The 14,589-nt window shown below is 60.1% G+C and carries 12 protein-coding genes and 1 pseudogene; 5 read left to right on the forward strand and 8 right to left on the reverse strand.

The annotated features are described in order from the left end of the window. Positions 1 to 93 precede the first annotated feature (93 nt). A complete protein-coding gene (gene ffh, locus LIX91_RS04265) occupies positions 94 to 1,470 on the reverse strand; it encodes a signal recognition particle protein (RefSeq protein ID WP_003415464.1) in 1,377 nt (458 codons plus the stop codon). Between the two features lie 213 nt (positions 1,471 to 1,683). Between ffh and LIX91_RS04270 the strand changes: the two genes are divergently transcribed. The 3 genes from LIX91_RS04270 to LIX91_RS04280 all read left to right on the forward strand — a co-directional run bounded on the left by LIX91_RS04270 (position 1,684) and on the right by LIX91_RS04280 (position 5,217). Beyond that, positions 1,684 to 2,496, forward strand: coding sequence for an inner membrane protein YpjD (locus tag LIX91_RS04270; RefSeq protein ID WP_003415463.1), 813 nt, complete (start codon positions 1,684 to 1,686; stop codon positions 2,494 to 2,496). A gap of 12 nt (positions 2,497 to 2,508) precedes the next feature. Beyond that, positions 2,509 to 3,756, forward strand: coding sequence for a CNNM domain-containing protein (locus LIX91_RS04275; protein WP_003415462.1), 1,248 nt, complete (start codon positions 2,509 to 2,511; stop codon positions 3,754 to 3,756). Positions 3,757 to 3,906: 150 nt separating this feature from the next. Next, positions 3,907 to 5,217, forward strand: a complete 1,311-nt coding sequence (locus tag LIX91_RS04280; RefSeq protein WP_003415460.1) for an MFS transporter — start codon at positions 3,907 to 3,909, stop codon at positions 5,215 to 5,217. A 77-nt stretch (positions 5,218 to 5,294) separates the two neighbouring features. Here LIX91_RS04280 and purT read toward each other — a convergent pair whose 3' ends face one another. From purT to LIX91_RS04305, 5 genes are all read right to left on the reverse strand, one after another. After that, positions 5,295 to 6,476 carry a formate-dependent phosphoribosylglycinamide formyltransferase gene (gene purT, locus LIX91_RS04285; protein ID WP_226488017.1) on the reverse strand — a complete coding sequence of 394 codons (1,182 nt, stop codon included), beginning with the start codon at positions 6,474 to 6,476 and terminating at the stop codon, positions 5,295 to 5,297. 103 nt (positions 6,477 to 6,579) lie between these two features. After that, positions 6,580 to 7,047 carry a preQ0 transporter gene (locus LIX91_RS04290; RefSeq protein ID WP_003391204.1) on the reverse strand — a complete coding sequence of 156 codons (468 nt, stop codon included), beginning with the start codon at positions 7,045 to 7,047 and terminating at the stop codon, positions 6,580 to 6,582. A gap of 311 nt (positions 7,048 to 7,358) precedes the next feature. After that, positions 7,359 to 7,577 carry a DUF1289 domain-containing protein gene (locus LIX91_RS04295; RefSeq protein WP_003415455.1) on the reverse strand — a complete coding sequence of 73 codons (219 nt, stop codon included), beginning with the start codon at positions 7,575 to 7,577 and terminating at the stop codon, positions 7,359 to 7,361. Next, on the reverse strand, positions 7,577 to 8,101 hold the full coding sequence (locus LIX91_RS04300; RefSeq protein WP_003339683.1) for a gamma carbonic anhydrase family protein: 525 nt from the start codon (positions 8,099 to 8,101) through the stop codon (positions 7,577 to 7,579). Before LIX91_RS04300 ends, LIX91_RS04295 begins: the two co-directional genes overlap by 1 nt. A gap of 69 nt (positions 8,102 to 8,170) precedes the next feature. After that, entirely contained in the window at positions 8,171 to 8,767 is a 597-nt protein-coding gene (locus tag LIX91_RS04305) for a CoA pyrophosphatase (protein WP_003339685.1), read from the reverse strand. Positions 8,768 to 8,917: 150 nt separating this feature from the next. Here LIX91_RS04305 and LIX91_RS04310 point away from each other — a divergent pair, with 150 nt between their 5' ends. Continuing rightward, positions 8,918 to 9,469, forward strand: coding sequence for an NUDIX hydrolase (locus LIX91_RS04310; RefSeq protein WP_003409158.1), 552 nt, complete (start codon positions 8,918 to 8,920; stop codon positions 9,467 to 9,469). Between the two features lie 202 nt (positions 9,470 to 9,671). Continuing rightward, positions 9,672 to 10,094 (forward strand): annotated as a pseudogene (locus LIX91_RS04315) (L,D-transpeptidase family protein); the annotation flags it as partial. A 115-nt stretch (positions 10,095 to 10,209) separates the two neighbouring features. Here LIX91_RS04315 and LIX91_RS04320 read toward each other — a convergent pair. Further along, positions 10,210 to 10,521, reverse strand: coding sequence for a YqfO family protein (locus tag LIX91_RS04320; RefSeq protein WP_032702676.1), 312 nt, complete (start codon positions 10,519 to 10,521; stop codon positions 10,210 to 10,212). Positions 10,522 to 10,526: 5 nt separating this feature from the next. Then, on the reverse strand, positions 10,527 to 14,423 hold the full coding sequence (gene purL, locus LIX91_RS04325; RefSeq protein ID WP_226488018.1) for a phosphoribosylformylglycinamidine synthase: 3,897 nt from the start codon (positions 14,421 to 14,423) through the stop codon (positions 10,527 to 10,529). Positions 14,424 to 14,589 lie beyond the last annotated feature (166 nt).

Raw genomic sequence — 14,589 nt, forward strand, 5'->3', positions numbered from 1 at the left:
GGTATGACAGCCGGCAAAAGCCCACATAGTGCGGGCTGACTGGGGGTCGCCCCCCAGATGGGACGCGTGCAAAGCGTCTTGCACGCGACGCAATTACATTTTTGGCATGCCGCCGCCGGGGAGCATTCCACCCATGCCGCGCATCATTTTGGCCATTCCGCCCTTGGCGGAGAACTTCTTCATCATCTTCTGCATCTGCTTGTGCTGCTTGATCAGACGCCCGATGTCCTGAACCTGAGTGCCCGAACCCATCGCAATGCGGCGCTTGCGCGAACCACTCACCAGATCCGGATCACGGCGCTCGGCAGGGGTCATCGAGTTGATGATGGCTTCCATCTGCTTGAACTGTTTTTCCGCTGCGCCCTGGGCGTTGCCCATCTGCGACAGGTTGACGCCGCCGATGCTCGGCAGTTTGTCCATCAGGCCACCAAGGCCACCCATGTTCTTCATCTGCTGCAGCTGGTCGCGGAAGTCTTCGAGGTCGAAGCCTTTGCCCTTCTTGAGCTTTTTCGCCAGCTTGTCGGCCTTGTCCTTGTCGAGGGTCTGTTCGGCCTGCTCGATAAGGCTGAGCACATCGCCCATGCCGAGGATGCGCGACGCGATGCGGTCCGGGTGAAACGGCTCCAGCGCCTCGCTCTTCTCGCCCATACCGATGAACTTGATCGGCTTGCCGGTAATGGCACGCACCGACAGCGCCGCACCACCGCGGGCATCACCGTCGACCTTGGTGAGGATCACGCCGGTCAGCGGCAATGCATCACCGAAGGCCTTGGCGGTATTGGCCGCATCCTGGCCGGTCATGGCATCGACCACGAACAGCGTCTCGGCCGGTTTGACCGCTGCATGCAGCGCCTGGATCTCGCCCATCATCTCGATATCGACGTGCAGACGACCGGCGGTGTCGACGATGACCACGTCAATGAACTTGAGCCTGGCTTCTTTAATGGCCGCCTGGGCGATGTCCACCGGCTTCTGGCTGATGTCGGAGGCGAAGAACGTCACGCCGATGTCGTTGGCCAGGGTTTCGAGCTGTTTGATGGCTGCGGGACGATAAACGTCGACCGACACCACCATCACGGTTTTCTTCTTGCGCTCTTTAAGGAAGCGCGCCAGTTTGCCGGCAGTGGTGGTCTTGCCCGCGCCCTGCAAACCCGCCATCAGGATGACGGCAGGTGGCGTGACATTGAGCACCAGGTCTTCGTTGGCCGCGCCCATCAGGCTTTCGAGTTCGGCCTGGACGATCTTCACGAACGCCTGACCCGGGGTCAGGCTGCGCGACACCTCGGTGCCGACGGCGCGTTCCTTGACGTTATTGACGAAGTCTTTGACCACCGGCAAGGCGACGTCGGCTTCGAGCAACGCCATACGCACTTCGCGCAAGGTATCTTTGATGTTGTCCTCGTTCAGCTTGGCCTTGCCAGTAACATGGCGCAGCGTCTGCGAGAGGCGGTCAGTCAGATTTTCAAACATGCGCGATCCTTTCAGGCTCTCGTCGAACCCCGGTTGATGCGGCCCGGCCCGTAATGCAGAAATGGCGCTCGGCGAGCCTGCGGCTTGAGCAGGTCGCAGATTATAGCGAAGACTCCGTCGCACGGACACCACGCAGACTGCTTCTGTGGTCTTTCGTGATTTACCGGTTCTATGCCAAACTCAGCGTCTTTTCAGGCCCGTCCATCAGGATCTATGTCCCCTTTGCCACCCAGCCTGCTTCCCAGCCTCGCCGCCGCCATCATTTATGCCGCTGCGACCGTCTATCAGAGCCTGCGCCTGAGCCAGGCCGTCAAGCCCGACAAGCGGCTGCTTTGCCTGCTCGGTACACTGGCGGTCATCGCACATGCCACTGGTCTGTTTTCCCAACTGACGCACTCGGTCGGCCTTGGCCTGGACTTTTTCAACTCCGCCAGCCTTATCGCGGCTTCGGTGATCGTCGTCACCCTGATCGCCACGTCGCGCATCCCGGTGGAAAACCTGCTGGTGCTGTTGTTCCCGCTGGGCATGGTCACCGTACTGCTTGCCCAGTTCGCCCCTAGCGGCACCGTGCAGCCGATCATGGAAGAGCCGGGCATCCTCAGCCACATCCTGCTGTCACTGCTGGCTTACGGGATGTTTACCATTGCTGCATTCCAGGCGCTGCTGCTGCTGTTGCAGGATTACCGCCTCAAGCACAAGCACCCTTCCGGGTTGATCAAGAACTTCCCGCCGCTGCAAACCATGGAAAGCCTGCTGTTCGGTTTCCTGTGGGCTGGCTGGTCATTGCTCTCGCTGTCGCTGATTTCCGGCTGGCTGTTCGTCGAAAACCTGTTTGCCCAGCACCTGGTGCACAAGACCCTGCTCGCCTGTCTGGCCTGGATCGTGTTCAGTGTGCTGCTGTGGGGGCGTAACCGCCTTGGATGGCGTGGGCACAAGGCTATTCGCTGGACGCTGGGCGGTTTCTGCCTGCTGATGCTCGCCTATTTCGGCAGCAAGCTGGTACGCGAATTCATCCTGCACATCTGACGGGCCCTGATCATGGATAATCTGCCCCTGGGCCCGTTGCTCGGTGTCCTCGCCCTACTGCTGCTGTGGGCCGGCCTGCTGACCGCGGTCGAAGCCGCTCATCATCAGGTCAAGGCGATGCGCGCCGCCAGTCGCCCGGAAAAGTCGGCTCCGCTCCCAGAGCTGGCGTTCAACCTGAACAGCCTGATTCTGGGCAATACCCTGATCAGGGTACTGATCACTGTCATTGCGACGCTTATCGCCGCCAATTACTGGTTCTACAACGGCCCGACCGTGGCCTGGCTCGTTACCGTGAGCATCATGCTGGTGTTCGCCGAATACATGCCGCGCCGCCTGGCGAACCGCCATCCCGTCTCGACACTGCTGCTGGGCAACGGTGTGCTGCGCATCCCGATGAAGATCATCTGGCCGCTGGCCTACGTGTTCAATGTTCTGGCCAAGACTCTGCTGCGTCCCTTCCTGTCTCGCGCCGTACAACAGCAGGATCAGGCTTTCGAAGACGACACGCAAAATACCCCGCGCAGTGATGCTGCCCAGGAATATTCGCCGCGCGCCAGCGTGCTGTCAGGCATTCGTGCGCTGGACAGCATTACGGTCAACGACATTCTGATCCCGCGCAACGAAGTGGATGGCGTCAACCTTGATGACCCCATGGAAATGATCATCGAACGCCTGATCATTTCACGGCACACGCGCCTGCCGGTCTATCACAACGACATCAATCAGGTGCAAGGCGTCATCAATACCCGTGACATCAGCCACCTGCTGCCCAAGGGCACGTTGACCAAGGAGCAGTTGCTGGCGGTCTGCTACGAGCCTTATTTCGTGCCGGAAAGCACCCCGTTGCAGTTGCAGTTGCTGAACTTCCACAAACAGCAACGGCGTCTCGGCGTGGTGGTGGATGAATACGGGGAAGTACTGGGCATCGTCACCCTCGAGGATATTCTCGAGGAAATTGTCGGCGAGTTCGAAAGCGAACAGCGACTGGATAACCCGCACGTCAAACAACAGGACGACGGGCGCCTGGAAGTCGAAGGCGCAGCGTCCATTCGCGACTTGAACAAGAGCCTTGGCTGGCACCTGCCTTCAGACGGCCCGAAAACTGTCAACGGGTTGGTTACCGAGGCACTGGAAACCATCCCGGACGCTCCAGTGTGCTTGAAGATAGGGCCTTACCGACTGGAAATCCTCGAGACCGAGGACAACCGCGTCAAGCGAGTCGCCATGTGGCAGAACACGCTGGTCCGCACCTTCAAATAGATATCTGCTTTCAAATAGATCCCCGCTCTACCCTTGCCTCTCGACCCATTCGGGTTACTCTGCTCGACGCTGCACCCACAATCACAATAAATGCATGCTTGCCGGAATACGGTCGTTGCCGACCGGCAAGTCGACTGTCAGGGAATCCGCATGACCAGCACCCCGCTCTCTCGCGAAGATCACGACGCGCCCGCAAAGCCGGTGAATTCAACGACCCGCGTCGCTACGGCCAGCTTCATCGGCACAGCCATCGAGTTCTACGACTTTTACGTTTATGCCACCGCCGCCGCTCTGGTGATCGGCCCGGTATTTTTCCCGCAGACCTCGGGCACCGCCCAGATGCTGTCGTCATTTCTGACCTTCGGCATCGCCTTTCTCGCTCGCCCTCTGGGGTCGGCGCTGTTCGGTCACTTCGGCGACCGGATCGGGCGCAAGTCGACGCTGGTGGCCTCGCTGCTGTTGATGGGGATCTGCACCACACTGATCGGCGTATTGCCTGGTTACGCGACGATCGGGGCATGGGCGCCGATTCTGCTATGTGTGCTGCGCTTCGGTCAGGGGCTTGGCCTGGGTGGCGAATGGGGTGGCGCGGCGCTGCTGGCGACCGAGAATGCCCCGAAAGGCAAGCGCGCCTGGTTCGGCATGTTTCCGCAACTGGGCCCTTCGATCGGCTTTCTCGCCGCCAACGGCCTGTTTCTGGCGCTGGCCATGACCCTGGATGACGAGCAGTTCCGCTCATGGGGCTGGCGGATTCCATTTCTGCTCAGTGCCGTACTGGTCATGGTCGGGCTGTACGTGCGACTGAAGCTGGAAGAGACGCCCGTCTTCGCCAAGGCCATGGCTCGCCACCAACGGGTCAGCCTGCCAATCGTGGAAACCTTCAGCCAGCACTGGAAACCCATGCTGCTCGGTGCAGCGTCGATGGTGGTCTGCTACGCGCTGTTTTATATCTCGACGGTGTTTTCGTTGAGCTACGGCGTGGCCACTCTGGGCTATACCCGTGAGACATTCCTGGGGCTGCTGTGCTTTGCCGTGCTTTTCATGGCGGCGGCCACACCACTGGCCGCATTGGCGAGCGATCGCTTCGGGCGCAAGCCGGTGTTGATTGCGGGTGGCGTGCTGGCGATCCTGTCAGGTTTCACCATGGAGCCGCTGTTGACCCACGGCAGCACCTGGGCTGTGGCGCTGTTTCTGTGCATCGAACTGTTTCTGATGGGCATCACGTTCGCGCCGATGGGCGCGCTGCTACCGGAGCTGTTCCCGACACAGGTTCGCTACACCGGGGCATCGGCGGCCTACAACCTGGGAGGAATCGTCGGAGCGTCGGTCGCCCCCTTCTTCGCCCAGAAACTGGTGGCGATGGGCGGCCTGAGCTGGGTGGGCGGGTATGTGTCTGCAGCAGCGCTGATCAGCGTGCTGGCGGTGTTGAGCCTGAAGGAGACGAGAGATAGGGAGCTTTGAGCTGCAAGCTGCAAGCTGCAAGCCTCAAGAAAAAGCGTGGTGCTCTTTCTTGTAGCTTGAGGCTTGCAGCTACCAACCTACAACTCGACGACTACCGCACTGGATGCCCGGGTCGCCTTGGCACGAGCGGCTTCGATGGACTCGTCACGCGCCAGGGCAACGCCCATGCGCCGCTGACCGTTGACTTCCGGCTTGCCGAACAGACGCAATGCAGTATCAGGCTCGGCCAGTGCAGCGCCGAGGTTGGCGAAAGCGGTTTGCGTGGACTGGCCTTCGACCAGAATCACTGCCGAAGCCGAAGGGCCGAACTGACGGATCAACGGAATGGGCAGGCCAAGAATCGCCCGCGCGTGCAGGGCAAACTGCGACAGGTCCTGAGAAATCAGCGTCACCAGACCGGTGTCGTGCGGGCGCGGCGAGACTTCGCTGAACCACACCTGATCACCCTTGATGAAAAGTTCGACGCCAAACATCCCGCGCCCACCCAATGCCTCGGTCACCGCCTTGGCAACACGCTCGGACTCTGCCAGCGCAACCGGGCTCATGGCCTGCGGCTGCCAGGATTCCTGATAGTCGCCCTTTTCCTGACGATGCCCAACCGGCGCGCAGAACGTGGTGCCACCGATGTGACGCACGGTCAGCAGGGTAATTTCGTAATCGAAGTCGATGAACCCTTCAACGATGACGCGCCCCTTGCCAGCACGACCGCCCTCTTGCGCGTAATCCCAGGCTTTCTGTACGTCATCGGTGCTCTTGAGCAGGCTCTGCCCTTTGCCCGAAGAACTCATGACCGGCTTGACCACGCAAGGGAAACCGAGGTCTTCGACCGCCTTGCTGTACGCCTCGAAAGTGTCGGCAAAGTGGTAATGCGAGGTCGGCAGCTTCAGCTCTTCGGCTGCCAGACGACGAATGCCTTCGCGGTTCATGGTCAGTTGCGCGGCGCGTGCAGTCGGGATCACGGTGAAGCCTTCGGCCTCAAGCTCGACCAGCGTCGCGGTGGCGATGGCTTCGATTTCCGGAACGATGAAATGCGGCTTTTCGGCCTCGATGACTGCGCGCAGTGCCGCACCGTCGAGCATGTTGATAACATGGCTGCGATGCGCGACCTGCATGGCCGGCGCGTTCTCGTAACGGTCAACAGCGATCACTTCAACGCCAAGGCGCTGCAGCTCGATCACGACTTCCTTGCCCAGTTCGCCGCTGCCGCAGAACAGTACGCGCGTCGCAGTGGGCGACAGTGGAGTTCCGATTTGAGTCATCTCAGGTCCTCGTGAAGCAGATGTCGAGGGCTGCCCGCCGTATGCAAGCAACCGCTGTGGAGAAAGGCGCGCAATTTACCACGAAGCCCCGGCAAATGGGCGCTCAGCCTGGACACGCACTGTTGCGCGCCCGCCAGGCCATGATCATCCAGACAATGGTAACGCCGGCGAACTTCGATGCCAGCGCGGTGAGCACGACCGGTGCCGTCAGGGCGTCGATCATGCCGAAGAAGATAAAGGTATCCAGCGGAATGCTGAGTGCCGAGCTGATCCACAACCGGTCACGTAACGGGCGCCTGGTAATGCTGAACACCAGCCAGTCAATGCATTCGGAAACCGCAAACGCCGTGGCGCTGGCCAGGGCGATGGTGGGGTCGCTGGTGACATAGGACAGGACCAGCGCCACCAGCATGGCAATGATCGCGCCGTGGCCAAAGCGAATCTGCACCATGTCCCGCAACACGAACACCAACCCGCCCCAGGCAGACCAGATCATGTCCAGATGCGGCGCACTGGAAAAGGCGAAGTTGATCAGCACGACACTGCTGATGTAGGCGATCAGGAAAAGCATGGAGGGTTTGGGCCTGTGCAAGCGAGCGGCAATGATAGCAAACGCGGACAAGAGCCGCGCCCAAGCGAAAACGAAAGCATTATTTCTGACGCAGGAAATGCATCGACTGCACCGCCCTCTTCGTTAACAAGTTCGCTCCTACAAAAGCTCGCGGATAACCTGTAGGAGCGAACTTGTTCGCGAAAGCGCTATTCCTGACGCAGGAAATGCATCGACTGCACCGCCCTCTTCGCGAACAAGTTCGCTCCTACAAAAGCTCGCGGATAACCTGCAGGAGCGAACTTGTTCGCTGCTACAAGGCCATCGGAACATCAGCGTGCTTCGCCCACTGTCCACATCAGGCCGCTGGCTCGAGCGCGCTCGTCGCACAGGCCGAGCACCACGCGGCGCTCGTCGTTGCTCATGCGGCTCCAGCGGGTGATCTCGGTGACGGTTCGCTGGCAACCGGTGCATATATCCTGCTCATCCAGTGCACAAATACTCACACACGGGGAACGGACCGGTTTTTCGATCGGGGTATCAGTACTCATCAATCTTCCTGCACCGCCAGGTCACGGGCGTAACGCTGGGCATTGTGTACGTAATGGGCTGCGCTGGCTTCCAGCATCTTCTTCTGCACATCGGTGAGTTCGCGCACCACTTTACCCGGTGACCCCATGACCAGCGAGCCATCAGGAATGACCTTGTTTTCTCCGATCAGCGAATTGGCGCCGATGATGCAGTATTTGCCGATCTTCGCGCCGTTGAGGATGACCGCATTGATGCCGATCAGGCTGTAATCGTCAACGCTGCAGCCATGCAGCATGGCGTTGTGGCCGATGGTCACGCCCTTGCCGATACTCAGCGGCGACCCCATATCGGTGTGCATCACCGTACCGTCCTGCACATTACTGTTTTCACCGATGTGAATCAGCTCGTTGTCGCCCCGCAATACCGCGTTGAACCACACACTTGCCCCCGCCTCGAGCCTGACATTGCCGATCAGCGTTGCATTGGGAGCCACCCAGCTCTGCGGATCGGTCTGGACACGGGATTCTCCCAGGCGAAATTTCATGCAGCCTCCTCGGGCGGGTCGTACTCATGGGGACGAACTATAAACAGTGACGCTTCAGGTGCCAGCGACTCAGATCGTCGACCGTTCAGGCGGATGATGCAGGCTGATTCTGGTGTCGTACAGCACGTTGACCAGCTCGACGATCATGATCGCGGTAAGCCCCCAGATCTTGTACTCGCCATAACGGTAACTGGGCACGTACCAGCTGCGGCCTTCGTAATCAATGCGGTGAGTGTGCTCACGCGTGTCCTGACGAAAGAATTCCAGCGGCACGCTGAACACTGCAGCAATCTCGCCGTCATTGGGCTGGTATTCGACGAAGTCAGGTATCACCCCTACATAAGGCGTGACCTTGATACCGTGCTTGGAGATCAGCGGGCTTAACGGCCCGATCACCTCGACCAGCCCGGGAGGCAGGCCGATTTCCTCCTCGGCTTCGCGCAACGCAGTAAAAATCAGATCGGGGTCGCCGGGGTCGCGCCGGCCACCCGGAAATGCCACCTCACCGCCATGCGTCGACAGGCCACTGGCGCGCAGGGTCAGAATCAGCTCGGGTTGCTCGCTGCGGGTAATCGGCACCAGAACAGCCGCCTCGGGGAATTGTCGATCCGAGTCGAGGGTTTCTGGCGTGTGCCTGACTACACGGCGAAGTAGCTCATCCAGCATGGGAAATCTCGATCTGTTGCCTGTCTGGCATCATGCACCAAAGCAACGCTGCGCCCAAGCCCTTGTAGGACAACTCCTGTCACACAGAGGGTTGCCGAGCCGCTGCACGACAGGCCAAGATAGCGACTGCGTTCACTATCGACTGATCCCATGAAATTTTGCAGCCAGTGCGGCAACCCTGTTATCCAGCGCATTCCCGAAGGCGACAGCCGTTTGCGCTATGTCTGCGAGCATTGCCACACCGTTCATTACCAGAACCCGAACATCGTTGCGGGCTGCCTGGTGACGCTGGGCGGCAAAGTGCTGCTGTGCCGAAGGGCCATCGAGCCGCGCCTGGGTTTCTGGACGCTGCCGGCCGGTTTCATGGAAAACGGCGAAACCATCGAGCAGGCTGCACGACGCGAAACCATGGAGGAAGCCTGCGCCACCCTGAGCGAACTGCATCTGTACACCTTGATCGACGTGCCGCATATCAATCAGGTGCATGTGTTCTATCGTGGGGAGATGGCGAATGAGGCATTCGCCGCAGGCACCGAGAGCCTGGAAGTGCAGTTATTCGACGAAGCAGACATTCCATGGTCGGACCTGGCTTTCATGACAGTCGGGCGTACCCTAGAATACTTCTTTGCGGATCGGCTTCGGCAGGCCTACCCGGTTCATACCAGCGCCCTTCCCCCGTCACGTCCGTTGCTGGACACCTGAACGCCAGGGTCGCACACAACATCGGCGCTTTTGTTAAAGAAGTATCTTCAGGGAAATCGTAATGCGCTGGTTGCTCGCACTCTTTTGCATGTCGTTCATGCCGCTTTCGCAGGCCGCATTTACTCAGACCATCGTGCCCAAGGGCAGCGAACAGAAAATCATCAATAACAAGGTCATCAATACCGAGAGTATCGCCAGCAAGCCGATCGATAAGGTGCTGGTGCTCAAGTCAGCGCGCCAATTGCAGCTGATCAGCGGTGGCGAGGCCTTGAAGACCTACCGAATCTCGCTGGGCAAGAACCCCAAGGGCACCAAGCTGCAGGAAGGCGACCAACGCACGCCGGAAGGTTTCTACTGGATCGACTGGCGTAAACCCAGCAATAACTACAACCTGTCGATGCACATTTCCTACCCGAATGTCTCGGACTCGGCACGCGCACGCTCCGAGGGCGTGAAACCGGGCAGCATGATCATGCTTCATGGCACACCGGTGGATGAAGAGTATCCGGAATGGTATTTCCACACGCTGGACTGGACCAACGGCTGCATTGCGCTGAAGAACAACGACATGCGGGAAATATGGGATCTGGTGAAAGACGGGACGATGATCGAAATTCGACCTTGAATGTGCGGCGTTGCGCATTCGCGAGCAAGCTCGCTCCCACGAGATACTCTGAACGATGTTTATCGTCCCCACGCTCCAGCGTGGTGACGCATTTCCGGACGCTCTGCGTCCGACTTCAGAACTCTGCCAGCCGCCATACTTCGTAAGCAGGCGTTTCGTAAGGATGGCTCTGCTTGAGCGCCACCACCACGTGCTGAATCAGCTCGTCAGCGACGACAAGCTCGACCTTCCACTCTTCCACCGACTCGACCACACCGCTCTGCCCGATAAATGGCTGACTGCCATCCAGCGGGCGGAACTGACCCTGGCCGAGCACTTGCCACGAGCAGTGATCGTAAGCGCCGATTCGCCCTGCACCAGCAGCGAATACGGCGTTCTTGACCTCGTCCACATGGCTCGATGGAACAAAGAAGGCGAGCTTGTACACGCGCCTTAGTTAACCCAGGCCCGCGCGTTGCGGAACATGCGCATCCAGGCACCGTCCTCGTTCCAGTCCTCGGGACGCCACGAGTTCTGCACGGCACGGAATACACGCTCCGGGTGCGGCATCATGATGGTCACACGACCGTCGAGGGTGGTCATGCCGCCGATACCGCGTGGCGAGCCATTCGGGTTGGCCGGGTAGGTTTCAGTGACCTTGCCGTGGTTATCGACAAAGCGCAGTGCCACGGTGCCGGACACGTCCGCCTCGAGCAGTGCGTCGTCATTGCGGAACTCCGCGTGCCCTTCGCCATGCGCGATAGCGATTGGCATGCGCGAACCGGCCATGCCCTGCAGGAAAATCGACGCCGACTCCTGAACCTGAACCATGGCCACGCGCGCTTCGAACTGCTCGGAGCGGTTACGCACGAAATGCGGCCAGAACTCGCTGCCCGGAATCAGCTCGTGCAGGTTGGACAGCATCTGGCAACCGTTGCACACGCCAAGCGTGAAGCTGTCGGAACGCTCGAAGAAGCCCTGGAACGCATCACGCGCACGGCTGTTGAACAATGCCGACTTGGCCCAGCCTTCGCCGGCGCCCAGTACGTCACCGTAAGAGAAGCCACCGCAGGCGACCATACCCTTGAAGTCGTTCAGGTCGACACGACCGGCCAGGATATCGCTCATGTGCACGTCGATTGCGTTGAAGCCGGCACGATCAAAGGCTGCCGCCATCTCGACCTGACCGTTGACACCCTGCTCGCGCAAAACGGCAACCTGAGGACGAACACCCGTCTTGATGTACGGCGCGGCTATATCTTCGTTGACGTCGAAGCCCAGCTTGACGGTCAGGCCCGGGTTGTCTTCTTCCAGCAGCGCATCGAATTCCTGATCCGCGCATTCGGCGTTGTCACGCAGGCGCTGGATCTGATAGCTGGTCTCGGCCCACTGACGTTGCAACAGACGGCGCTGGCCAGTGAATACCGGCTCGCCATGGAAGCTGATCGACACTTCATCGTTGTTGATCGGCTGACCGATCACCGCCACGCAGTCTTCCAGACCGGCCGCGCTGAATTGCGCCAGCACCAGTGGAGTAGCGTCCTGACGTACCTGAATGACCGCGCCCAGCTCTTCGTTGAAGAGGATCGCGCTCAGTTCGGAGACGTTGTCGGCCACACCGTCGAGGTGCAGGTTCAGACCGCAGTGACCGGCGAAAGCCATTTCCAGCGTGCTGACCAGCAAACCACCGTCGGAACGGTCGTGATAGGACAGGATATGACCGTCGGAATTGAGGCCCTGAATCACGGCGAAGAAGGCCTTGAGGTCTTCAGCATCGTCGACGTCCGGAGCGACGCGGCCGAGCTTGCCGTGAGTCTGCGCAAGAATCGAGGCGCCCATGCGGTTCTGGCCACGCCCCAGATCGATCAGAATCAGGTCGGTGATGCCCTTGTCCATGCGCAGCTCGGGCGTCAGGGTCTGACGGATGTCGACCACTGGCGCAAAGCCCGTCACGATCAATGACAGCGGCGAGGTCACGCTCTTTTCGGTGCCCTCGTCGCTCCAGCGGGTCTTCATGGACATCGAGTCCTTGCCCACTGGAATGGTGATCCCCAGTTCCGGACACAGCTCCATGCCGACCGCTTTCACGGTGTCATAAAGACGCGCGTCTTCTCCAGGGTGACCAGCCGCCGACATCCAGTTGGCCGACAGTTTGATGTCAGAAAGCTTTTCAATACGCGAGGCCGCGATGTTGGTCAGCGTTTCGCCGATCGCCATACGGCCCGACGCCGGAGCATCCAGCAACGCCAGCGGAGTCCGCTCGCCCATCGCCATGGCTTCGCCGGTGTTGACGTCGAAGCTGGTGGCGGTCACGGCGCAGTCAGCCACAGGCACCTGCCATGGACCGACCATCTGATCGCGAGCGACCAGGCCGGTAATGCTGCGGTCACCGATGGTGATCAGGAAGCTTTTGCTGGCAACTGCAGGGTGGCGTAATACGCGCTGGACACTTTCTTCGATGTCCAGTGTGCTCGGGTCGAAATCATCGCCGATCTCTTCTTCGCGTGCGACCGAACGGTGCATGCGCGGCGCCTTGCCCAGCAGGACTTCCAGCGGCATGTCTACCGGACTGTTACCGAAATGGCTGTCGGTGACGGTCAGTTGCGGCTCTGCTGTGGCTTCGCCGACAACCGCAAACGGGCAGCGCTCGCGCTCGCAGATAGCCTTGAAGCGCTCGAAATCCTCGACGCCCACGGCCAGCACGTAACGTTCCTGGGATTCGTTACTCCAGATTTCCAGCGGGGCCATGCCCGGCTCGTCATTGGGTACGTTACGCAGTTCGAAACGTCCACCGCGATCGCCATCGTTGACCAGTTCAGGGAAGGCGTTGGACAGACCACCGGCGCCGACGTCGTGGATGAAGCTGATCGGGTTACGATCGCCCAACTGCCAGCAGCGGTCGATGACTTCCTGGCAACGACGCTCCATCTCGGGGTTTTCACGCTGAACCGAAGCGAAATCCAGGTCTGCAGAGCTGGTGCCGGTCGCCATCGAGGAAGCCGCGCCGCCGCCCAGGCCGATCAGCATCGCCGGGCCACCCAGTACGATCAGCTTGGAACCTACAGTGATCTCGCCCTTCTGGACGTGATCTTCGCGGATGTTGCCCATACCCCCCGCGAGCATGATCGGTTTGTGGTAACCACGCACCTCGTCACCGTGCGGTGTGGTGATGGATTGCTCGAAGGTACGGAAATAGCCGGTCAGCGCCGGGCGACCGAACTCGTTGTTGAACGCCGCGCCACCCAGCGGGCCTTCAATCATGATGTCCAGCGCAGTCACGATGCGCTCGGGCTTGCCGTACGGCACTTCCCAAGGCTGCACGAAACCGGGGATCTGCAGGTTGGAGACGGTGAAACCGGTCAGCCCGGCCTTGGGCTTGGCACCGCGACCGGTTGCACCTTCGTCGCGAATCTCGCCGCCGGAGCCGGTCGCTGCACCAGGAAACGGCGCAATGGCGGTCGGGTGGTTGTGCGTCTCGACCTTCATCAGAATGTGCACCGGCTCCTGAACCGCGCCGTACTGACGGGTTTCAGGGTCCGGGAAGAAGCGACCGGCGACGTTGCCGACGATCACCGAAGCGTTGTCCTTGTAAGCGGACAGGACGCCTTCGCTGTGCATCTGGTAGGTGTTCTTGATCATGCCGAACAGGCTTTTTTCCTGGCTCTGGCCGTCGATGTCCCAACTTGCGTTGAAGATCTTGTGGCGGCAGTGCTCGGAGTTCGCCTGGGCAAACATCATCAGCTCGATGTCGTGCGGGTTGCGCCCCAGACCGTTAAAGCTGGTGATCAGGTAATCGATTTCATCTTCGGCGAGGGCCAGGCCCAGCTCGACGTTGGCTTTTTCCAGCGCCGCGCGGCCACCACCCAGAATGTCCACGGCGGTCAGCGGCTTGGGCTGAGCGTGGCTGAACAGGTTGGCAGCCTGCTGGAGGTCGCCCAATACCAGTTGCGTCATGCGGTCGTGCAGGCTGTCGGCTATTGCCTGGGCCTCGGTCTCGCTGAACTGGCCTTCTACATAGAAGGCAATCCCGCGCTCGAGGCGCTGGATTTTGCTCAGGCCGCAATTGCGAGCGATGTCGCTGGCCTTGCTCGACCAGGGTGAAATGGTGCCAAAACGCGGCAACACCAGAAACAGACGGCCGCTCGGCTCTTGAACCGGCACGCTGGGGCCGTATTTCAGGAGACGGTCGAGAACCTGCTGTTCTTCGCTGGTCAGAACGTCGTTGACGTCAGCGAAGTGGGCGAATTCGGCGTACAAGCCACTGACAGCTGAAACTTTTTGTTTCAGTTGTTCTAGTAATTTGCTGTGGCGGAAAGCAGAAAGGGCAGGAGCACCGCGCAGGATCAACATCTTCGGGACAGCCTCGAGAAGGGGGTGTGCTTTGAGGCCGCATATTCTAGCCTAAACCGGGCATTTGATCACCCAAAACGGCGTCATCCGCTGCGCCCGAATGTCGCCCCACGCAAAAAAACTCCGGAAATGCCGGTAAAAGCCACTCGCCTATCAGACGCAAGCT

The organism is Pseudomonas sp. B20 (assembly GCF_020515755.1).
GTDB lineage: Bacteria > Pseudomonadota > Gammaproteobacteria > Pseudomonadales > Pseudomonadaceae > Aquipseudomonas > Aquipseudomonas syringae.